Genomic DNA, 21559 nt, shown 5'->3' on the forward strand with positions numbered 1-21559 from the left:
CCTTGCAAGCCACCCGCGAAACTCATTCTTAAACCGCTACCAGTCGAACGCTGGCACCCTCGCCGACGCCCAGGGCTTCGGCGGTTTCCAGGTCCAGGGTCACTGGCTTGCCCGGCGCGTAGTCCAGCTCCAGCATCACCGCGCGGTAATCCTGCAACTGGCCGTTGCTCACCAGGTACTGGCGGCCGACACCCTTGACCATCTCACCGATTTTCACCGGCACCACACGGCTCTGGGCGATCGAGCGAATGCCCGAGACGCGCGCATGCAAGGTTGGGCCGCCGTCGAAGATGTCGATGTAATGGTCAGTCTCGAAGCCTTCGCGCATCAGGATGTCGAAGGTGATCTGCGCCCGTGGGTGCACCTGGCCCATGGCTTCCTGGGCGGCGTCCGGCAACAGCGGCACGTAGATCGGGTAGTGCGGCATCAGTTCGGCCAGGAAGGTCCGGCTCTTCAACCCGCACAGGCGCTCGGCAGCGGCGTAGTTGAGGTCGAAGAAGTTGCGGCCGATGGCGTCCCAGAACGGCGAATCACCGTTCTCGTCGCTGTAGCCCACAATCTCGGTGACCACCGAATCGGCGAAGCGCTCCGGGTGGCCGGCCACGAACAGCAGGCGGCCACGGGAGTTGAGTTCCGACCACGGCGAACCCACCAGTTCCGGCACCACGTAGAAACTGGTCAGCAGGCTGTTGCCGGTGAGGTCATGGCACTGCGAGAGCACGTGGATCTTGTTGTGGATCTTCAGCTCGCGGGAAGCGTGCACGAAGGTTTCGTTGCGGAAGCTGTAGAACGGTTCCGAGTAGCCGGCCGAGGCAACGATGGCCGAACAGCCCACCAGCTTGCCGGCGTCGGTGTCTTCCAGGACGAAGAAATAGCTTTCTTCACCGTTGAAGCTGACCTCGGCGGCGAAGGACGCTTCGCTCGCAGCGATCTTGTCGCTCAGGCGTTCGACATCATCCGGCAAGGAGGTGACACCAATCGGGCTGTCCGCAGCCAGACGCTGTACCTCGCCCAGATCAGCCATTTGCGCGGGGCGCATCACCAGCATGGTGTCACTCCTTAACTCGAAAACTCACAGGAAAAAATGCCGGACACGATCTTGAAATCAGTGAGGTCAAGTGTGGGAGCGGGCTTGCTCGCGAAAGCGGTGTGTCATTCAACATTTCAGGTGACTGAACCACTGCATTCGCGAGCAAGCCCGCTCCCACATTTGATCTTCACAGCTTCAACTAAAGAGTCCGGCATACAAAATTTGTGTTGGGCGCCCGACTCGCCGGACACCCAACGGTCCATCAGGCTTGCGTCAGCTTTTTCACCGCACGTTCGAAGCGGTCCAGGCCTTCCTGGATATCGGCATCTTCCACCACCAGGCTCGGGGCGAAACGCACCACATCCGGGCCGGCTTGCAGGATCATCAAGCCTTCGCGCTCGGCGGCGTTGAAGATGTCCTTGGCCTTGCCTTTCCAGGCATCGCTCAGCACGCAACCGAGCAGCAGGCCCAGGCCACGCACTTCGGTGAAGATGCCGTATTGCTGGCCAATCTTCTCCAGACGGGAAACGAACAGGTCGTGCTTGGCGTTAACACCGGCCAGCACTTCTGGCGTATTGATCACGTCGATCACCGCTTCCGCCACCGCGCACGCCAGCGGGTTGCCGCCGTAGGTGGTGCCGTGGGTGCCGACCACCAGGTGCTTGGCCAGGTCTTCGCGAGTCAGCATGGCCGCGATCGGGAAACCGCCGCCCAGGCTCTTGGCGCTGGTGAGGATGTCCGGCACGACGCCGTAATGCTGATAGGCGAACAACTCGCCGCTGCGGCCCATGCCGGTTTGCACTTCGTCGAACACCAGCAGCGCGTTGTTCGCGTCGCACAGGTCGCGGGCACCTTGCAGGTACGACAGTTCTGCCGGCAGCACGCCGCCTTCGCCCTGGATCGGCTCCAGCACCACGGCGCAGGTCTTGTCCGAGACGGCGGCTTTCAGCGCCTCTAGATCGTTGTAAGGCACGTGGGTGATGCCGACGATCTTCGGACCGAAGCCGTCGGAGTACTTCGACTGGCCACCCACGTTCACGGTGAACAGGGTACGGCCGTGGAAGCTGTTCAGCGCGGCGATGATTTCGTATTTCTCGGTGCCGAAGCGGTCGAACGCGACACGACGGGCCAACTTGAAGGCGGCCTCGTTGGCTTCGGCGCCGGAGTTGCAGAAGAACACACGCTCGGCAAACGTGGCGTCGATCAGCTTGTGGGCCAGGCGCAGGGCCGGCTCATTGGTGAAGACGTTGGACACGTGCCACAGCTTGTTGGCCTGTTCGGTCAGTGCACCGACCAGCGCCGGGTGGGCGTGGCCCAATACGTTGACCGCGATGCCGCCGGCAAAGTCGATCAGCTCTCGGCCCGCCTGGTCCCATACGCGCGAACCTGCGCCACGCACGGGGATGAAAGCGGCAGGTGCGTAGTTGGGAACCATGACCTGGTCGAAATCGGCACGTTGCACCGGGGCTTGCTCAACGGACATCGGAGTCTCCTGAAGAGGAACGCCTGCCTGAAACTGGCGGGCGATGCAGGGATTGTAAGGACAGTTTTCAGCGCGGCCTTGCCGCCAAGCGACAACTTCTTATAGCGCCAACCCGCGATTTTCGCGGGTTTACGCCAATGCGACAAATAGCATCGCAATGGCGCAGTTTAAACCGCCCGGGCCGGTTTTGGGCGGTCGGTGAGGCACAACTATCCAATGCCGTCGCCGATGGCCGTTTTGGTCTGCTGTTGATCTCATCCGCGCACAGGAACAGCGTCATGCCTGGAGATGCCGGCCGAGCACTGATGCCTAGCCGCGCTCGGACGGCACCGACGACAATTCGAACGGGCTGCTGCTGCGGCGCTGGTTGCGGTCTTCACGAGGGGTGGCGCCGAAGAAGTTGCGGTAGGCGCTGGAGAAGTGCGGCCCCGAGGAGAAGCCGCAGGACAGGCCGATCTGGATGATCGACTTGCTGGTTTGCATGAGCATCTGGCGGGCCTTGTTCAGGCGCAGTTCCAGGTAGTACTGGCTGGGGACGCGATTGAGGTATTGCTTGAAGATCCGCTCGAGCTGTCGTCGGGACACGCACACGTGCTGGGCGATTTCGTCGGTGGTCAGCGGCTCTTCGATGTTGGCTTCCATCAGCAACACGGCCTGGGTCAGCTTTGGATGGCTGGAACCCAGGCGGTTTTGCAGCGGGATGCGCTGGCGCTCGCCGCCTTCGCGGATGCGCTCTACCACCAGTTCTTCCGAGACTGCCCCGGCCAGTTCGGCGCCGTGGTCACGGGCCAGCACTGCCAGCAGCAGGTCGAGTACCGACATGCCACCGCAGGCGGTCAGGCGGTCACGGTCCCAGTCGAACAGATGGCTGGTGGCGATGACCTTGGGGAAACGCTCGGCGAAATCGTCCTGCCAGCGCCAGTGCACAGCGGCGCGATAGCCGTCGAGCAGACCGAGCTGGGCCAACGGATACACACCGGCCGACAGGCCGCCGATCACACACCCGGCACGCACCAGTTGCTTGAGGGCGGTGCTGAGCTGGGAGGCGATGACGGTCGGTGGCTCATCGGCCAGCAGGAACAGCTTTTGGAAACCTTCCAGCTTGCCGGCCCAGGGCTCACCCGGCAGTTGCCAGGCGCCGTCCATTGGCGGCTCGGCCTGCAAAAACGAGAGTTCGTACACCACGTCCGGATGCACCCGCTGAGCAACGCGCAAGGCCTCCTCAGCCAGCGCAAGCGTCAGTGCTTTAGTGCTGGGCCAAATCAGGAAACCAATTCGATGGGCAGTCATGGAGTGCTATCCGAAGCGAGTAACAGTAATGAAGACAAAGGCCAATGCTAGCCCGTAAACCAACACAAATCTCTAAAGCGGGTGAAGATCCAAATGTGGGAGCGGGCTTGCTCGCGAATGCGGTGGATCAGTCACCGGATGTATCAACTGATACACCGCTTTCGCGAGCAAGCCCGCTCCCACAGGGGATTGGGCAACCTCAGGATTGTGAAGCTTGCACTAATTCAGTGCATAAAAGCAGTTCTGTTTACTTCAAGCTGCCGGAAAGAAACTGCTGCAAACGCTCGGACTGTGGGTTGACCAGCACTTCGCGCGGGTTGCCACGCTCTTCGACGATGCCTTTGTGCAAGAACACCAGTTGGTTGGAGACTTCACGGGCAAAGCCCATTTCGTGGGTCACCACCACCATGGTCCGGCCTTCCTGGGCCAGGTCCTGCATCACCTTCAGCACTTCGCCCACCAGCTCCGGGTCAAGGGCCGAGGTGGGTTCGTCGAACAGCATCACCTCAGGCTCCATCGCCAGGGCACGGGCAATCGCCACGCGTTGCTGTTCACCGCCGGACATGTGGCCAGGGAACGCATCCTTACGATGGCCCACACCGACTTTAGCCAGGTAGTGCTCGGCCTTTTCTCGGGCGTCTTTTTTCGACATGCCCAAGACGTGCACCGGTGCTTCCATGACGTTTTCCAGCGCGGTCATATGGGACCACAGGTTGAAATGCTGGAACACCATCGACAGTCGCGAACGCATGCGTTGCAGCTGTTTCGGGTCTGCAGCCTTCATGGCGCCGTCTTTGTTGGCCACCAGTTTCAGCTCTTCGTTATTGAGCAGAATCTTGCCGGCGTGGGGCTGCTCCAGCAGGTTGATGCAGCGCAAAAAGGTACTTTTGCCCGAGCCACTGGACCCGATGATGCTGATCACATCACCGGCCGCGGCGGCCAGGGACACACCTTTGAGCACTTCATGACTGCCATAGCGTTTATGCAGGTCTTGGACTTCAAGTTTGTACATGCGGTCGGTTCTCACAAAAACAGTTGGTCAGTCGTTGAGCAAGCGCCCGTGCCGCAGCGCTTCGCGCCCCGCCACCTTGGCCAGCCAGAAACCCGCTTGGGCATAACGTAGCCGTTCAACGGCAAACAGCACCCCAGGCGTGCCCGCGCAAACAATGCTCACGCGGTCGGACAAGGGATCGATCACTTCAAATATCGGGTCGCCGGCTTCGACTACGTCACCGGCTTTACGCAGGTAGCTGATCACGCCGGCGTGGGGCGCGAACAACAACTCGGTGCCTTCGAAGGGCAGGCCTTCGCAGGGCTCGTGCTGCGGCGCGGGCCATTCACCACGGATCAGGCCTTGCTCGGCGAGGAACGCCAGGATGCCTTCAGCGTGGAAAATCGCTTCGTCACGGCCAGTATCGGCCTGGCCACCCAGCTCCAGAGTCGTCGCCAGGCACGCCAGGGGAATCTGCGCCTCGGGGAACGCCCGGGCCAGGCGCAGCCACGGTAGCGAGCAGGCTTCGTCAAACGAACTGCCGCCGGAATCTTCCGCCAGCAGGCCGACCTTCACATTCAGGTGCGCCGACAGCGAACGCCACTGCGGCCAGTGTTGCGGCAGCGCGTACATGTGCAACGCGGCTTCGGCGTCGCAATGCAGGTCGAGGACCACGTCGGCGGTGCAGGCATGGCTCAGCAACACCCGCTGCATGCCTTGCAACTGGCTGCTCGGCGCCGGCAACGCATTGAGCGCATCGCTCATGGCCTGGCGGATCAAGCGCACATTGGCGTGAGGATCATCCCCCAGCTTGCCCTTGAGCAACTCGGTAACCGGCTCGCTCAACTCAACGAAGTCGCGGTTGAAATTCTTGCCGCTGCCGATCTCGAAACGGCCCTGGTGACTGCCTTGCAGCAGTTGCCCCAGGCCCATCGGATTGGCGACGGGAACCAGCTCGATCACGCCGTTGAGGGCGCCTTGCTGTTCCAGTTCCGTCAGGCGCTTTTTCAGCTCCCAGGCGGCGCGCATGCCGGGCAATTCATCCGCGTGCAAGCTGGCCTGGATATAGGCCTTGCGCTCGCCGCTGCCGAATCGGAACACCGTCAGCTGGCGTTCGCAGCCCAGGTGACCCCAGGGCAACAGGTGATCGATACGTTCCATATCAATGCTTCCGTGGAGCCAGGTAGCTCAGCCAGCGGCCTTCGGCCAACTTGAACAGGCGCACCAGGATGAAGGTCAGGCACAGGTAGAACGCACCCGCCGTGATATAGGCTTCGAACGGCAAGTAGTACTGGGCGTTCACCGTGCGCGCGGCACCGGTGATGTCGATCAGGGTGACGATGGAGGCCAGGCTCGTGGTCTGGAGCATCATGATCACTTCGTTGCTGTATTGCGGCAGCGCCCGGCGCAGGGCCGATGGCAGCAGGATCCGGCGATACAGCTTGTAGCGCGACATGCCCATGGCCTTGGCTGCCTCGATCTCGCCATGGGGCGTGGCCTTGAGGCTGCCGGCGATGATTTCAGCGGTGTAGGCGCTGGTGTTCACGGCAAACGCCAGGCACGCACAGAAGGTCGCACTGGACAGCAGTGGCCACAGGAAGCTTTCACGCACCGCTTCGAACTGGGCCAAGCCGTAGTAGATCAAGAACAGCTGCACCAGCATCGGCGTGCCGCGAATCACATAGGTGTACAGCCAGGCAACGCCGTTGACGATCGGCTGCTTGGACACGCGCATCAGGCCCAGGGGCAAGGCCGCGAGCAAACCGAAGAACAGCGAAATGGCCAGCAGTTTCAGGGTGGTCAGCAAGCCGCCGAGGTACAGCGGCATGGCCTCCCAGATGACGTTGTAGTCGAAGATCATAGATCAGCCGCCTTTACGCCTACCGAGTAGCGCTTCTCAAGATGACGCAGGGCCAGCAACGACACGCTGGTGATCACCAGGTACATCGCCGCCACTGCGAGGAAGAAGGTAAAAGGTTCGCGGGTGGCGTCTGCCGCCTGCTTGGCCTTGAACATCATGTCTTGCAGGCCCACCACCGAAATCAATGCGGTGGCCTTGGTCAGTACCAGCCAGTTGTTGGTAAACCCGGGGATCGCCAGCCGAATCATCTGCGGCACCATCACCCGGAAAAACACCTGGAACGGGCTCATGCCATACGCCAGGCCGGCTTCGGCCTGGCCCTTGGGAATGGCCATGAAGGCGCCACGGAAGGTTTCCGAAAGGTAGGCGCCAAAGATGAAACCCAGGGTGCCGATACCGGCGGCCAAGGGGTTCAAGTCAATGTAGTCGTTGTAGCCGAGCAACGGCGCAACGCGATTAAGCAGGTCCTGACCGCCGTAGAAAATCAGCAGGATCAGCACCAGGTCGGGGATCCCGCGGATCACCGTGGAGTACAGGTCGCCCAGCCAGGCCAACCAGCGCACCGGCGAGAGGCGCAACGCGACCCCGATCAGACCCAGAACAATGGCCAGGGCCATGGACGACAAGGCGAGCTGAAGCGTCAACCATGCGCCATCGAGGATGACAGCCCCGTAGCCTTTCAACATGATTCAGGTCCTCGAAAAGGGGGATGAAAAAATGGCGCAAACTTCAGAGATCCTGGTGCTTGCGCCATTCTGGACAGACAGCTGCGACGGTTTACTTGGCTTCTGGGCCGTAAATGTCGAAGTTGAAGTACTTGTCCTGGATTGCCTTGTACTTGCCGTTGGCACGGATCGCAGCGATTGCAGCGTTGATGCGGTCCAGGTTTTCCTTGTCGCCTTTACGTACCGCGATGCCGATACCGTCGCCGAAGTACTTGGCGTCGGTGAAGGCCGGGCCGGTGAACGCGTAGCCTTTACCGGCTGGCGTGTCGAGGAAGCCTTCCTGCAACAGGGTGGCGTCGGCCACGGTGCCATCAAGGCGACCGGCTTCTACGTCCAGGTAGATTTCGTTCTGCGAGCTGTAAGGAACAATGGTGGCGCCTTTGGGAGCCAGCACTTCCTTGGCGAAACGGTCGTGGATCGAACCGCGCTGCACGCCGATTTTCTTGCCTTTCAATTCATCCAGGCTGTCGCTGACGGCAGTGCCTTCCTTCAATACCAGGCGAGCTGGGGTCAGGTAGTAGCGGTTGGTGAAGTCCACGGACTTCTTGCGATCGTCAGTGATGGACATCGAGGACAGGATGGCGTCGATCTTGCGCACTTTCAGCGCCGGGATCAGGCCGTCGAATTCCTGCTCGACCCAGGTGCACTTGACCTGCATCTGCTCACACAGGGCGTTGCCGATGTCGTAGTCAAAACCGACGATGCTGCCGTCCGGTGCCTTGGAGGCAAACGGAGGGTAAGCCGCTTCAATACCAATCTTCAGTGGCTTGCCTTCGGCGAAAGCCTGCATGGACAGCACGGACAGCGCCAGGGCGCCCAACAGCACGAGTTTCTTCATCTTGGGACTCCATCGGTATAGGGCAAAACAGCAGTATGAGCCAGGGCCCACGATGCGACTGAGTGAAACCGAATAGCGGTGCTGCGTCCTGCGCCAGTTCAGCATCGGCGACGACGAGCGAGTGATCGGCATTCTAACGACAGGCCGGAAGCCGATATTTCCTCAATGCGACAACAATTTACAGAAGCACCGAGAAAGCGGTTCCAGCACATTGACAGCCTCTGGATTTTATGCAGAGGCAAAAGATATTAAACCTGTTAGCGCTGCAAGTTGCGGGCCTATTATTCGCAAACCCTTCTAGCACGGCAAGTGTAGCGTTGGATCTAATTTTTCAGGGCGTCTAAGACGCGGGTTTTCGGGGCATGGGCGTAGCACTTTGCCTCATGTTTGGGCGTGGGGTTACACATTTGCCGGGCTCGGTAACATTCAGAAACTTCCTACAACACAATCCGATATTTATTGGCTTTGTGTGAGTCGCCCCACTGAATGACCAATCTTGGAATGCAATCAAAATGTGGGAGCGGCTTGCTCGCGAAGGCGGTGTGTCAGTGGGTGATGTGCTGGCTGACACGCCGCCTTCGCGAGCAAGCCCGCTCCCACAGGGGTTATAGGTCGCCTGTCCGATCGCACAAAAAAGCCCCACCCGGCCTACGCCGAATGGGGCTTCGTCCCACAAACCCGCCTTACGCGACGTTCATGGTCTTGTGCGTCTCGATCAAATGCGCCACCACACTCGGATCCGCCAGGGTGGAGATATCGCCCAACCCGTCGTATTCAGCGGTGGCAATCTTGCGCAGGATCCGGCGCATGATTTTCCCCGAACGGGTCTTCGGCAAGCCCGGTGCCCACTGGATCACATCCGGTGAAGCAATCGGCCCGATCTCTTTACGCACCCAGTTTTTCAACTCCAGGCGCAACGCTTCATTCGGCTCTTCGCCGTTTTTCAGCGTGACATACACATAGATGCCCTGGCCCTTGATGTCATGAGGCACCCCCACCACCGCCGCTTCCGCGACTTTCGGGTGCGCAACCATGGCGCTCTCAATCTCGGCGGTGCCCATGCGGTGGCCGGAGACGTTCAGCACGTCATCCACCCGCCCGGTGATCCAGTAGTAGCCATCCTCGTCACGGCGCGCACCGTCACCGGTGAAGTACATGCCACGGAAGGTCTTGAAGTAGGTGTCCACAAACCGGTCATGGTCGCCATACAGCGTACGTGCCTGGCCCGGCCACGAATCCAGGATCACCAGGTTACCCTCGGCCACGCCTTCAATCAGGTTGCCGAGGTTATCCACCAGCGCCGGTACCACGCCAAAGAATGGGCGCGCCGCCGAACCCGGCTTGAGGGCATGGGCGCCCGGCAGCGGGCTCATCATGTTGCCGCCGGTCTCGGTCTGCCACCAGGTATCGACGATCGGGCAACGGGATTGGCCGACGTTCTTGTAGTACCAGTCCCACGCTTCCGGGTTAATCGGCTCACCCACCGAACCCAGCAGGCGCAAGCTGCTGCCATCGGCGCCTTCGCAGGCGGCGGTGCCGGAGGCCATCATGGCGCGGATCGCGGTCGGTGCGGTGTAGAGGATGTTCACTTTGTGCTTGTCGACGATCTTCGCCACCCGGGTGATGTCCGGATAGTTCGGCACGCCTTCGAACATCAGCGTGGTCGCGCCGTTGGCCAGTGGGCCATAGACGATATAGGTGTGGCCGGTGACCCAGCCGACGTCGGCGGTGCACCAGTAGATTTCGCCCGGGCGGTAGTCGAACACGCGCTCGTGGGTCAGGGCTGCGTACAACAGGTAGCCGCCGGTGGTGTGCTGCACGCCCTTCGGCTTGCCGGTGGAACCGGAGGTGTAAAGGATGAACAGCGCTTCTTCGGCGCCCATCTCTTTCGGCGCACACACGGTGCCCGCCACTTTCATCAGGTCTTCGTACCAGATGTCGCGATGCTGGTTCCACTTGATGTTGCCACCGGTGCGCTTGCACACGATGACTTTCTGGATGCTGCTGGTTTCCGGGTTGGTCAGGGCGTCGTCGACGTTGGCCTTCAGGGAAATCTTCTTGCCGGCACGAATGCCTTCGTCGGCGGTGATCACCACCTTGGATTTGCAGTCGATGATCCGACCGGCCAGGGCCTCTGGCGAGAACCCGCCAAACACCACCGAGTGAATCGCACCGATCCGGGCACAGGCCAGCATGGCGACCGCGGCTTCGGGAATCATCGGCATATAGATAGTCACCACGTCGCCGCGGTGCACATCCTGGCCGCGCAGGGCGTTGGCGAACTTGCAGACTTCTTCATGCAGCTCGCGGTAGGTGATGGTGCGGCTTTCGGCAGGGTCGTCGCCCTCCCAGATGATTGCTGGCTGGTCGCCACGCTCGGCGAGGTGGCGGTCCAGGCAGTTGTAGGAAACGTTGAGGGTGCCGTCGGCAAACCATTTGATGTCGACATGGTGATCGTCGAAGGAGGTCTGCTTCACCGTGGTGAAAGGCTTGATCCAGTCAAGGCGCTTGGCTTGCTCGCGCCAGAAACCGTCGGGATTGACCACCGACTGCTGGTACATGGCCTTGTAGGTCGCCTCATCGGTCAGCGTATTGGCTGCTACTTCGGGGCGAACGGGGTACAGAGAAGCCGCACTCATCTTTCTTACCTCGGTGACATAGTTGTTGTTGTATGGCCCTGTTGTAGCCGGGCCGGACCTATAGAACCATTCGACGATGGTAGTAACAAGCCCCTACAAATTGCCCACCTATCCCCCGGCGGCGCTCTGGCCCGCGGCCCGTGGCGCTTTGCAGGTTTCTGAAAAAACCTTCATTTCGCGATTGTTACAAAAACCACCAATAGTGTTTATCAAAAGCACGGGTATATGAATATAACTCGGACGCCTAAAATCAACCTCGCCATCAAGGCACTGTGATTAACAACGTAACAGCCCCCACGAAGGCAACGTTAATCCGAACTTCCCAATCAAGTTACACACGTGGCCTCACAAGGGCCCCGTGACCCCTTTCGACCGCCAAAAGGTAAATAGTCAAATGAAAGCGTTATTAGTTATGGCCCTTAGCAGCTTGTGCGCCACCGCCGCCCTGGCCGACGAAGCCCCGACTGACGTAGCCAGCCAGAGCACCCCGATTGTTGAGGATTACACTTACAGCACCCATCTGGACGTCGCCAAAGTAGTGTCCATGAGTGAAGTCCCGGATGTATGCAAAGTTGTACCGGTAAAAATGGAATATGAAGACTCACAAGGTCAGCGTCATATTCTTCAATATCAGGTCATGGGTAACGGTTGCTCTAACGGATAATAACTTCGTTAGTTTGAACTGAACCTGATCTTATTCGCCGCAAGAAATCGTTCTTGCGGCAAAGAGCGCTCCCCTTTCGAATCGAATGCTACGATTGTGGCGCCGCCACCCCACCTGCAAGGCAGGATGCATTCATGCGAGCCAGTTTCGAAAAAATCCCAACCGACGCGAACACCTCCTGGACCCTGCTGAACAGGCGTCTACCGGAGGCGATTCCGTTTGAATGGCATCACCATCCCGAATACGAACTGACCCTCACCCTCAACAGTCGCGGGCACCGCTATATCAGCAATGATGTGGCGCTCTACGATGATGGCGACCTGGTGCTGGTGGGCCCGAACGTTCCCCATAGCTGGTCTTCCGTCGAGTTGATCGACCCCGCCAAACCGCACATTGCCTTGGTTATCTGGTTTTCAGAGGCTTGGGCGGATTCGCTGGTGCAGCTGTTTCCGGAGATGGGGTCGACGCGAGCGCTATTGGCTGCTGCGCGACAAGCGTTGAGTTTCAGTGATGCTACGTCCCGGGCGCTGCGCCCGGTGATCGAAGCCATGGTCGAGCAAGACGCTTCCCAGCGACTGATCTCGTTGCTCACCGTGCTCAACACATTGTCCCGGGACATCACCGCGCAGCGCATCGCGACGGAAAACGCCGCCCCTCACATCGTTGAGGACGCCCGCATCCGCCGCGTTCTGGACTACCTGCACGGCCACTATGCGCAACCTGTCGGCATTCCCGAGCTGGCGCAAATGGCCTGCGTCAGCGTTTCAGCCTTCCATCGCATGTTCCGCAAACACACGCGCTGCACGGCGCTGGACTACATCGTCCGGCTACGCATCGGACATGCCTGCGCCTTATTGATGCAGGGCAAACTGGCGGTCAGCGCGATTTCCGAACAGGTCGGCTATGCCTCCCAGGCGCTGTTCAATCGGCAGTTCAAGGCGCACAAGGGCATGACGCCGTCACAGTTTCGGCTGCAACACGGGCATCACTTTCAATAAGCCGATTCTTCTATACGCCTTACAACAAACGCCACAATCGTACTGCTCAACGCGCTAAATCAGGCTGCCGCCCAGGCAAGCCGGGGTGATTCCATACCTGTATGCACAACAACAAGACAGGTCACCCCATGAGCAATTACCACACCTTCGAATGTGCCGAGCTGCCGGACGACTACAAGCGCAGCATCGTCGCCATGAAAAAGGCCCTGCGCGCGCAGATCGGCGACGTGCCTGGGCTGTTCGCCGAGGTCAGCGAGTTCATCAGGGCTGAAATCGCCTCGATCAAGGCCCAGCAGTCTGCCTGGCCCGAACTCGACTTTGAAACCATCGCCACCGGCCAGGTCACCGAAGCACAACGAGCCCTCATCAAGCGCCGGGGCTGCCTGGTGATCCGCAACCACTTCCCCAGGGAACAGGTGCTGGCGTGGGACAAGAGCCTGCTGGACTACCTCGACCACAACCTTTTCGACGAGGTGTATCGCGGCCCGGCTGACAACTTCTTCGGCAACCTCGAAGCCTCACGCCCGGAAATTTTCCCCATCTATTGGTCCGACGCCCAGATGCAAGTGCGCCAACACGAACGCATGGGCGCTGCACAGTCGTTCCTGAATCGCCTGTGGACCTACAACTCCCAAGGCCGGCATTGGTTCGACCCAGACATCAATGCGCTGTACCCCGACCGCGTCCGCCGCCGCCCACCGGGCACCAGCTCCAAAGGGCTTGGCCCCCACTCCGACTCGGGCGCCCTGGAACGCTGGCTTCACCCGGCTTACCTCAAGGTGTTCGACAAGATCTACCGCAACGACTTCAAGTCCTACGACCCCTGGGACGCCACCCATCGCACCGAAGTCGATGAATACGCCTACAAGGACACGGTGAAATGCTCGGCCTTCCGCACCTTCCAGGGCTGGACCGCACTGTGCGACATGCAGGCCGACCAGGGCGTGCTGCATACCTTGCCGATCCCCAAGGCCATGGCCTACATGCTGCTGCGCCCGTTGCTGGACGACGTCCCCGAAGATGAGTTGTGCGGCGTTGCGCCGGGCAAGGTGCTGCCGGTTTCAGAGAAATGGCATCCGCTGCTGGTCCAGGGCATGACCCCGATTCCGGACGTGCAGGCCGGCGATTCGGTGTGGTGGCACTGCGACTTGATCCACAGCGTCGCCCCCGTCGAAAACCAACAGGGCTGGGGCAACGTGATGTATGTGCCCGCCGCGCCCATGTGCCCGAAAAACCTGCGGTACGCCAAGGATGTGCTCAGGGCGTTCGAGCAAGGGGTTTCGCCGGATGACTTTGCCCGGGAGGACTATGAAAAGGACTGGGGTGACCGCTTCATGAAGTCGCAATTGAATGCGCTGGGCCGCAAAGGGTTGGGGCTGGAATAGAGGGTTATTAGATCGCCTTGCGGCTCCCTATCCAACCTAATGAACCCAGTCCTCGTAAGACAACCCGGCGACGCGACTGAATTCACGGACATTATTCGTCACCAATGTACAACCCGCAGCGATGGCATGCCCCGCGATCGCGGTGTCGTTCTGACCAATGATCAAGCCAGCGTCTGTCAGGCTCCGTTTCACGTCTACGGTCGCATCCACCGCATTTACCCCCCAAGGCAAAACCTCATCCAACCGCTTCACAAACTCATCCACCAGAACCTTGTGCTTGGGTGATGCTTTTTTACCAATCTGCCCATAACGCATTTCGGAATAGGTGATCGCAGATATGACGATTCGATTATTGCGTGCAATCTCTGCGGCCAATCTTTCCAAAACACACTCAGGACGCTCGCGCATGATGAAAGAACAAATACAGGTATCAAGCATGTAGACGGTCACAGATTAAACCTGCCTTCATCGCTGATAATGTCGGGACGCTCTTCCAGAAAATCCGGATCAGCCTTGGGTAGCTCAGCGAACGACCTCCAACTAGGACGCACAGGCCGCAGCGTGATGGTGTCGCCGTTACGCGTGATTTCCAACTCTCCCACGCCGTCATAAGCCATATCCGTGGGCAAGCGGATTGCCTGATTCTTACCATTCTTGAAAATTGAGACAGTGCGCATAATCGTCACTCCTACATATGCCTGACCTATGCAATCTAGCGACACACCCTGACATATGCAAGCCATAGGTCTACGCGGCGACCATCGGTAGCACTGCTGCGCGGCTGTAAAAAAATCCAGAAGCGGCAAACCCTTGCAAACCCTTGCTCTGGCTCGAAAAGCAGTCTTTTTGGCCGCTCACCGAGACCATCCGCCGCAACACAAAGTCGAATTTTTCCCTATAATGCGCGGGTAAATCGGGCCTGCAATATCCCTTTACACTGGGACGAAGAGCCAGACCTGAGGCCCCCGCTGGAGCTCGCAAGCACTGCTCCGCCCCTCAAGCCTCAAGCAGAACACCCGTAACCCTGATTCCGTTTAATGCGTGCGTTAGCTGCAACAAACGATTCCTTAAGATCCACCGCGGCCTTTGGGCCGTGTGAACACCCAACCATCCGGTTTCACACGGGCACCTTAGAGCCCTCACGCAGGAGACGACACGTCATGCTGAGCTGGGACGAGTTCGACAAAGAAGAAGACGGCGAAGTAGTTGCCAAAGGCGCCAACGCCGGCCACGCCACCGAAGCCAACATGGACCGCCTCGACGGCGCCGGCGCTGCTGCCGCCATCGAAGCCCGCGCCGTCACCGCCGCTGACTCCGCCGCCATCGTGCGCGCCAAGGCCGCCCTCGACAAACTCGACGTCGCCGAAGGCCTCGCCGAACTCGAAGGCTCCGCCGCCCGCGTCGCCGTTGACGAAAAGCGCATGATCAACTGCCGCGCCGACCTCAACCAACTCGTACCCTTCAAGTACGACTGGGCCTGGCAGAAGTACCTCGACGGCTGCGCCAACCACTGGATGCCGCAAGAGGTCAACATGACCGCCGACATCGCCCTGTGGAAAAATCCGGAAGGCCTGACCGACGACGAGCGTCGCATCGTGATGCGCAACCTCGGCTTCTTCTCCACTGCGGATTCGTTGGTCGCGAACAACCTGGTACTGGCCGTATACCGCCTGATCACCAACCCGGAGTGCCGCCAGTACATCCTGCGCCAGGCCTTCGAAGAAGCGATCCACACCCACGCCTACCAGTACTGCATCGAATCGCTGGCCATGGATGAAGGCGAGATCTTCAACATGTACCACGAGATTCCATCGGTCGCCAAAAAGGCTGCCTGGGGCTTGAAGTACACCCGTTCGATCTCCGATCCGAAGTTCGAAACCGGTACCGTCGAGACCGACAAAGAATTGCTGCGTAACCTGGTGGCGTACTACTGCGTCCTGGAAGGCATCTTCTTCTACTGCGGCTTCACCCAGATCCTGTCCATGGGCCGTCGCAACAAGATGACCGGCGTGGCCGAGCAGTTCCAGTACATCCTGCGGGATGAGTCGATGCACCTGAACTTCGGTATCGATGTGATCAACCAGATCAAAATCGAAAACCCGCACTTGTGGGATGCCGAGATGAAGGAAGAAGCAACCCAGATGATCCTGCAAGGGACTCAGCTGGAGATTGAATACGCGCGTGACACCATGCCGCGCGGGGTGCTGGGGATGAATGCGGCGATGATGGAGGATTACCTCAAGTTCATCGCGAACCGTCGTCTGTCGCAGATTGGGTTGAAGGAAGAGTATCCAGGGACGACTAACCCGTTCCCTTGGATGAGCGAAATCATGGACTTGAAGAAAGAGAAGAACTTCTTCGAGACTCGTGTGATCGAGTACCAGACCGGCGGCGCGCTGAGCTGGGATTGATTCCTTAGCCAACTGAAAAGCCCTGACTTGTTCAGGGCTTTTTTGTATTTGCAGAGTGCCAAATCCTACAGCCCCGTAGGAAATTTCGTAGACGTGCTAGTGGCCACTCAGTATCGTCCGAGGACTTTCTACCCTCGGCGACTGTATGGATATTACAAAAGACAGCATCGACTGGAGCGACGAGGAATTAGCCGCGGCAGTCGAGACCTACTTGAAGATGTTGGCGTTGGAGAAGAACGGCCAACCCTTTAATAAAGCCCATGAAAACCGATTGCTACGTCAGGGACCAATCGCAGGTCGTACAGAAGGCTCCATCGAGTTTCGCATGCAGAATATCTCTGCGGTTCTGGTCCAAATGGGCCTGGATCGGATCAAGGGGTACAAACCTGCAAATAACGTGGGCTCGGGAGTAGAACAACAGATTCGCAAAGCCCTCACTGCCCTTCGTATATTTGAATCAGATGAAACAGCGCAAACTGCAGATGAACAAACCCTCGTCCGCCGAGCATCCAAGCTACTGCAGCAGCCCATCGAGAAGGTGCCGGACGGAATTGCGAAGCCACAGAAAGTGTCCATTGTCGGTACGGCTTTTGTTCGCGATCCCAAAGTACGCGCTTGGGTATTGAATGAGGCCAATGGCATTTGCGAAGGCTGCGGTTCAAACGCTCCCTTCGAAGTGGATGGCTTGCCATTTCTTGAAGTACATCACGTCAAGCACCTCGCCCAGAAGGGTTCGGATCGCATCACCAATGCTGTAGCCTTGTGCCCGAATTGCCATCAGCGTTGTCACCGATCAAGTGACCGCGGTGACTTCACCAAAGGGCTTTACTCGAAAATCGAAAGATTGAAAGAAGAGTAAACTTCTGTGGTCACAACTGATGTATTACCAAAATTACGAGATAGGACCGAGACCCGCCCGTGAACCCAGACATGCTCGAATCCGGCCCCTTGGATGCCAAAGTACTCTCCGTCTTTGACTTCGACGGCACCCTGACCCACCACGACAGTTTCGTGCCGTTCCTGAAGTTCGCCTTTGGTAAAGGTGAGTTCGTGCGCAGGATGGTGAAGCTGGCCGTGCCTGGCGCGCAGTTTGTGTTGCGCGTCATTAGCCGCGATGAGCTCAAGGCGCAGTTGATCCGCACCTTTATGACCGGCGTGGACAAGGCGTGGGTTCAGCAGAAAGCGGAAGCGTATTGCCAGGCGTATTGGAACAAGCTGATGCGCCCAACCGGGCTGCAATCGGTGGCCGATGAGGTGAAGTCCGGGGCGGTGGTGACGTTGTGTTCGGCGTCGCCGGCGTTGGTGTTGCAGCCGTTTGCGGATCGGCTTGGGATCCGGTTGATTGGTACTGAGCTTGAGGTGGTGGACGGGGTGTTGACGGGCAAGCTCACGGGGAATAATTGCCGGTGTGAGAATAAGGTGCTTCGGCTTGAGGCGGTTTATGGGGATCTGGGGGAGTATCGGCTCAGGGCCTGGGGTGATACGCGCGGGGATCGGGAATTGTTGGCGGCGGCGCAGGATGCGCATTTTCGGCATTTTCATGCGAAGAAGAAACGAATCAAGCAACGCTGAATCGCCTGGACGACCTATCTGTGTGCGCTGGATTGACTGCCTTAGGCGGCGATCCAGTTTTCCACGATCAAGCCATTCACTCGCTTGAACTCACCTTCGTTGTTAGTCACCAAGACCAATCCTGAGCTTCTGGCGTGGCCCGCGATGTGCAGGTCATTTACGCCGATTGGAGTGCCCTTCTTTTCGAGATCGGAGCGGATCGAGCCGTGGTGAAAAGCGGCCTTGTCATCGTAGTGAATGACGTCAAGCCGGGAGATGAAGTCCTCCACCGCCCGAGTATTTTTCTCAACAAACTGGCTTTTTTCGGCCCCGTGCATCAATTCCGCAAGGGTGATCGAAGAGATCACCATACGACCTACATTCGCATTGAATTTTTCCAGTATTTCCATAGGCCGACGCTTGATGATGTAGATCACGATGTTCGTATCAAGCATGTACTTAATCATCAAAGGACTCTCGCTCTTGCTGGGTTTGGTCGGCGCGCTCCTCCATAAAATCATCAGATACCGATTCGCTTGCAAGGAAAAAGCTGTCCCAAGTGTTTTCAACCGGCGAAATAATCAGTTCGCGCCCCACGGCACGCACCTCTACAGTTTTCACCCCAGCGGGAAAACGCATATCAGCAGGGATGCGGATATTTTGTGTACGGTTATTGGTGAAGATCGTTCCAGTAGACATAAGGAACACCTCTCTAGGCAGGGGAAGACAGGTAAGAATGATAGTTTGCAGATGCTCTATTGCATAGCTCTATAGCAGCTACCCGACAAGCGTAGCCGAACAGGTAGCTGTTGGTGGCGGCGCAGGAGGCACATTTTCATGCGAAGAAGAAGTTGGGCAAGTTGCGGCGGTGATGCGGGTGGATATGGTCTGCGGGTAGACCGAGTTGATCCCATCACAGCCTCGCTGGGGCTCGACAGCTCCCACAGGGGGTCTCTGTATGTCCTCAGGGTTGGATGAGCGGATTAGATTGGCGCTTTCAGATCCACGCCCAATGCCGTTGCGAAGGCTTTGACCAGCGGGCTTCGTGGGGCGTTGTGGCGCAGGATAAGGTTGAACGCTGTGCTCAGGTGGATCTGCTCCGGGCATAACACGCGCAGGCGCCCTTCCTTCACCAGCGGCGCGGCGTAGTGTTCCGGGAGGAAGCCCAGGAAGCGGCCGGTGAGAATGAGGATGGCCACGGCTTCTACCTGTGAGGCCGAGGCGGACTGACTGTCGTAGCTGACGAAGTTGGCCTTGTCGCTGTGGATCGCGTAACGATGGTTGACCACTTCATGCTGGCGCAACACATCTGCGTTGATGTCACTCGCTTCAAACAGCGGATGCCCGACGGCGCAGTACGCGTGGGACTTTTCTTCGTACAGCGGGAAATAATCGAATTCTTCCCGTCGCTGGTACACCGGGACGATGCCGACAATCAGCCGCCCTTCCACCACGCCCCGTTCAACTTCGTCCAGTTGCGAGGCATGTAGACGTAATCTTATTTTTGGCGACTCTGTATGTAATCTTCCCAGCGCGTTAATCAATGGTGAATTAACGTCGGAGACGGTGTTATCAATAACGCCCACACTAAGGTCGCCGATCAGTTCATTCTGCGCCGAACTAAGCTTGTCTCTGAAACTGTCTACCGAGGCAAATAATTCAATGGACGCTTGATAGACTAATTTGCCTTCTTCGGTCAGGCCAAACCCTTCCCGCCCTCGCGTACACAGGCGCATGCCGATGCGAATTTCCAGGTCGGAAATCTGCTTGCTGATCGCCGCCAGGCCCACATTCAGCTCGTTCTGCGCCGCGCTGAAGCCGCCCGCTTCGACCACAGCCTTGAACACCCGCAGCAATTTGAAGTCCAGGCCGCTGAGTTGCAGGGGCGGTCTTGTGCCGGGTTTTGGCGGTATGTTTCCAGAATTGGAAAGTGGGGTTTCCATAATACGTGTTGACCTCAAGTGCCATATTCAACAGGCTTTGACCTACTCCATGAACATCGCCGGGCGGCAATAATGAACATACTTAACCGCCCTTGGCAACCTTGAATATAGCGGGTTGAACAGCTTTTACCGGCTGATTTAACGCCCATAAAAACCTGACACTACGATCAGGACTTTTCGTTTTGCTACTGCCCTCCGAATCCATAAGGCCAAGCCACGTCCATCGGGCTTGTCACTTCTAAAAACAAGCGTGAGGAACACCATGTCTCAGCCCACCGATCGCCTCTGGGGTGCTCGTTTCAAGTCCGGCCCGTCTGCTGCTTTGGCGGCGCTGTCCCGTTGCCCCGAGCGCTATTTTCGCCTGACGCCCTACGACCTGGCCGGCTCCCGGGCCCATGCCCGTGAGTTGCAGCGCGCCGGGTTGCTGGATGAGTCGGAAACCTTGCGCACCCTGGAAGCGCTGGACCGCATCGGTGAGGACTTTGCCGCTGGCCGCCTGCACCCGACGCTGGATGACGAGGATGTGCACACCTTCATCGAGCGGGTGTTGACCGAGCGTTTGGGCGCCCTGGGCGGCAAGTTGCGCGCCGGACGTTCGCGCAATGACCAGACGGCCAACGATTTGCGCCTGTTCCTGCGAGACCACGCGCGCACCATCACCACCGAGGTGTTGGGCTTGCAGCAGGCGCTGGTGGACCAGGCCGAGCAGCATATCGAGAGCATCTGCCCGGGTTTCACCCACTTGCAGCAGGCGCAGCCGATTGTGTTCGCCCATCACTTGTTGGCTCATGCGCAATCGATGCTGCGGGATGTGCAGCGCCTGGTGGACTGGGATGCGCGTACGGCGTTGTCGCCGTTGGGTGCCGCGGCGATGGCGGGCTCGGCAATTGCTCGCCAGCCGGAGCATTCGGCCAAGGAGATGGGTTACACCGGGCCGTGCGAAAACTCTATCGACGCTGTAGCCAGTCGCGACCACGTGGCGGAGTTTCTGTTTGTGGCAGGCATGCTCGGGGTGAATATTTCGCGGCTGTCGGAGGAGTTTTGCCTGTGGTCGTCGCGGCAGTTTCGCTGGGTGCAGTTGGACGATGCCTACGCCACCGGTAGCTCGATCATGCCGCAGAAGAAGAACCCGGACATTGCCGAATTGGCGCGGGGTAAAGCGGGGCGGTTGATTGGCAACCTGACCGGGCTGATGTCCACGCTCAAGTCGTTGCCGCTGTCGTACAACCGCGATTTGAGTGAAGACAAGCACAGTGTGTTGGACAGCGTGGATACGTTGCTGCTGGTGCTGCCGGCGATGGCCGGGATGGTCGCGACGATGAAGGTGCAGGTGGAAGAGCTGCGGCGTCAGGCGCCGATGGGTTTCACATTGGCAACTGAGGTGGCGGATTGGCTGGCCACTCGTGGTGTGCCGTTCAAGGAGGCCCATGAGATTACCGGTGCCTTGGTGCAGGCCTGTGAGAAGCATGAAATTGAATTGTGGGAAGCCTCGCCGGCATTTTTGGCAGAGGTGGATACGCGGCTGACGCCGCAAGTGCGTGAGTGCCTGACCCTGGAAGCGGCGATTGCGGCGCGCAATGGTTGGGGTGGTACGGCGCCGGATCGGGTGCGGGAGCAGATTGGGCGGTTGAAGGTGGCCCTGGCTGCGCAACAGAAGTGGGCAGAAAACTACACCGGCTTTCGAATTTAAAGATTGTTCCCACGCTCTGCGTGGGAATGCCTCTTGTGATGCTCCGCGTCACGCTTTTGG

Annotated in this window: 21 protein-coding genes; 7 read left to right on the forward strand and 14 right to left on the reverse strand. The window is 58.8% G+C overall.

The annotated features are described in order from the left end of the window. Positions 1 to 28 precede the first annotated feature (28 nt). The 9 genes from aruF to acs form a co-directional block, all read right to left on the reverse strand. Positions 29 to 1048 (reverse strand): arginine/ornithine succinyltransferase subunit alpha, encoded by a 1020-nt coding sequence (gene aruF, locus HX811_RS17620; RefSeq protein WP_063027854.1) that lies wholly within the window; start codon positions 1046 to 1048, stop codon positions 29 to 31. A gap of 244 nt (positions 1049 to 1292) precedes the next feature. Further along, positions 1293 to 2513, reverse strand: a complete 1221-nt coding sequence (locus tag HX811_RS17625) for an aspartate aminotransferase family protein (RefSeq protein ID WP_003214332.1) — start codon at positions 2511 to 2513, stop codon at positions 1293 to 1295. A 309-nt stretch (positions 2514 to 2822) separates the two neighbouring features. Next, on the reverse strand, positions 2823 to 3803 hold the full coding sequence (locus tag HX811_RS17630) for a GlxA family transcriptional regulator (protein ID WP_008435259.1): 981 nt from the start codon (positions 3801 to 3803) through the stop codon (positions 2823 to 2825). A gap of 247 nt (positions 3804 to 4050) precedes the next feature. Then, positions 4051 to 4815, reverse strand: coding sequence for an ABC transporter ATP-binding protein (locus HX811_RS17635; RefSeq protein ID WP_003214336.1), 765 nt, complete (start codon positions 4813 to 4815; stop codon positions 4051 to 4053). A gap of 27 nt (positions 4816 to 4842) precedes the next feature. Beyond that, positions 4843 to 5955 carry a succinylglutamate desuccinylase/aspartoacylase family protein gene (locus HX811_RS17640; protein WP_177046724.1) on the reverse strand — a complete coding sequence of 371 codons (1113 nt, stop codon included), beginning with the start codon at positions 5953 to 5955 and terminating at the stop codon, positions 4843 to 4845. Position 5956: 1 nt separating this feature from the next. After that, positions 5957 to 6655, reverse strand: coding sequence for an ABC transporter permease (locus HX811_RS17645; RefSeq protein WP_010165618.1), 699 nt, complete (start codon positions 6653 to 6655; stop codon positions 5957 to 5959). Beyond that, a complete protein-coding gene (locus tag HX811_RS17650; RefSeq protein ID WP_003214341.1) occupies positions 6652 to 7341 on the reverse strand; it encodes an ABC transporter permease in 690 nt (229 codons plus the stop codon). Before HX811_RS17650 ends, HX811_RS17645 begins: the two co-directional genes overlap by 4 nt. Positions 7342 to 7432: 91 nt before the next feature. Further along, positions 7433 to 8218: an ABC transporter substrate-binding protein gene (locus HX811_RS17655; protein ID WP_003214343.1), complete on the reverse strand. Its 786-nt coding sequence runs from the start codon at positions 8216 to 8218 to the stop codon at positions 7433 to 7435. Positions 8219 to 8901: 683 nt separating this feature from the next. Continuing rightward, positions 8902 to 10857 carry an acetate--CoA ligase gene (gene acs / locus HX811_RS17660; RefSeq protein ID WP_003214346.1) on the reverse strand — a complete coding sequence of 652 codons (1956 nt, stop codon included), beginning with the start codon at positions 10855 to 10857 and terminating at the stop codon, positions 8902 to 8904. Between the two features lie 394 nt (positions 10858 to 11251). On the opposite strand from acs, the gene HX811_RS17665 reads away from it, so the two are divergent. The 3 genes from HX811_RS17665 to HX811_RS17675 all read left to right on the forward strand — a co-directional run bounded on the left by HX811_RS17665 (position 11252) and on the right by HX811_RS17675 (position 13904). Then, positions 11252 to 11521 (forward strand): DUF2790 domain-containing protein, encoded by a 270-nt coding sequence (locus HX811_RS17665; RefSeq protein ID WP_008435250.1) that lies wholly within the window; start codon positions 11252 to 11254, stop codon positions 11519 to 11521. 134 nt (positions 11522 to 11655) lie between these two features. Next, a complete protein-coding gene (locus tag HX811_RS17670; protein WP_177046726.1) occupies positions 11656 to 12519 on the forward strand; it encodes an AraC family transcriptional regulator in 864 nt (287 codons plus the stop codon). 128 nt (positions 12520 to 12647) lie between these two features. Beyond that, entirely contained in the window at positions 12648 to 13904 is a 1257-nt protein-coding gene (locus HX811_RS17675; protein WP_177046728.1) for a DUF1479 domain-containing protein, read from the forward strand. A 36-nt stretch (positions 13905 to 13940) separates the two neighbouring features. Here HX811_RS17675 and HX811_RS17680 read toward each other — a convergent pair whose 3' ends face one another. Then, positions 13941 to 14354, reverse strand: a complete 414-nt coding sequence (locus HX811_RS17680; RefSeq protein ID WP_177046730.1) for a type II toxin-antitoxin system VapC family toxin — start codon at positions 14352 to 14354, stop codon at positions 13941 to 13943. Beyond that, complete coding sequence (gene vapB, locus HX811_RS17685; RefSeq protein WP_177046733.1) at positions 14351 to 14581, reverse strand: type II toxin-antitoxin system VapB family antitoxin; 231 nt, start codon at positions 14579 to 14581, stop codon at positions 14351 to 14353. Before vapB (HX811_RS17685) ends, HX811_RS17680 begins: the two co-directional genes overlap by 4 nt. A 483-nt stretch (positions 14582 to 15064) precedes the next feature. Between vapB (HX811_RS17685) and HX811_RS17690 the strand changes: the two genes are divergently transcribed. The 3 genes from HX811_RS17690 (at position 15065) to HX811_RS17700 (ending at position 17887) form a co-directional block, all read left to right on the forward strand. After that, positions 15065 to 16315, forward strand: a complete 1251-nt coding sequence (locus HX811_RS17690) for a ribonucleotide-diphosphate reductase subunit beta (protein WP_023659243.1) — start codon at positions 15065 to 15067, stop codon at positions 16313 to 16315. Positions 16316 to 16460: 145 nt separating this feature from the next. Then, a complete protein-coding gene (locus HX811_RS17695; protein ID WP_177027675.1) occupies positions 16461 to 17174 on the forward strand; it encodes an HNH endonuclease in 714 nt (237 codons plus the stop codon). Between the two features lie 71 nt (positions 17175 to 17245). After that, complete coding sequence (locus HX811_RS17700; protein ID WP_177022215.1) at positions 17246 to 17887, forward strand: HAD-IB family hydrolase; 642 nt, start codon at positions 17246 to 17248, stop codon at positions 17885 to 17887. A gap of 41 nt (positions 17888 to 17928) precedes the next feature. On the opposite strand, the gene HX811_RS17705 is transcribed toward HX811_RS17700, so the two are convergent. From HX811_RS17705 to HX811_RS17715, 3 genes are all read right to left on the reverse strand, one after another. Continuing rightward, positions 17929 to 18333, reverse strand: a complete 405-nt coding sequence (locus HX811_RS17705) for a type II toxin-antitoxin system VapC family toxin (protein ID WP_177046735.1) — start codon at positions 18331 to 18333, stop codon at positions 17929 to 17931. Further along, positions 18326 to 18565 (reverse strand): type II toxin-antitoxin system VapB family antitoxin, encoded by a 240-nt coding sequence (gene vapB / locus HX811_RS17710; protein WP_008432930.1) that lies wholly within the window; start codon positions 18563 to 18565, stop codon positions 18326 to 18328. The genes HX811_RS17705 and vapB (HX811_RS17710) overlap by 8 nt, the downstream gene beginning before the upstream one ends. A 284-nt stretch (positions 18566 to 18849) precedes the next feature. Further along, entirely contained in the window at positions 18850 to 19809 is a 960-nt protein-coding gene (locus HX811_RS17715) for a LysR family transcriptional regulator (protein ID WP_087693116.1), read from the reverse strand. Between the two features lie 262 nt (positions 19810 to 20071). Here HX811_RS17715 and argH point away from each other — a divergent pair, with 262 nt between their 5' ends. Further along, the gene (gene argH, locus HX811_RS17720; protein WP_177046737.1) at positions 20072 to 21499 is read left to right on the forward strand and encodes an argininosuccinate lyase; all 1428 of its coding nucleotides are present in this window, start codon (positions 20072 to 20074) and stop codon (positions 21497 to 21499) included. The last annotated feature ends 60 nt before the right edge of the window (positions 21500 to 21559 follow it).

Source organism: Pseudomonas sp. F8002, from assembly GCF_013385495.1.
Taxonomy (GTDB): Bacteria; Pseudomonadota; Gammaproteobacteria; order Pseudomonadales; family Pseudomonadaceae; genus Aquipseudomonas.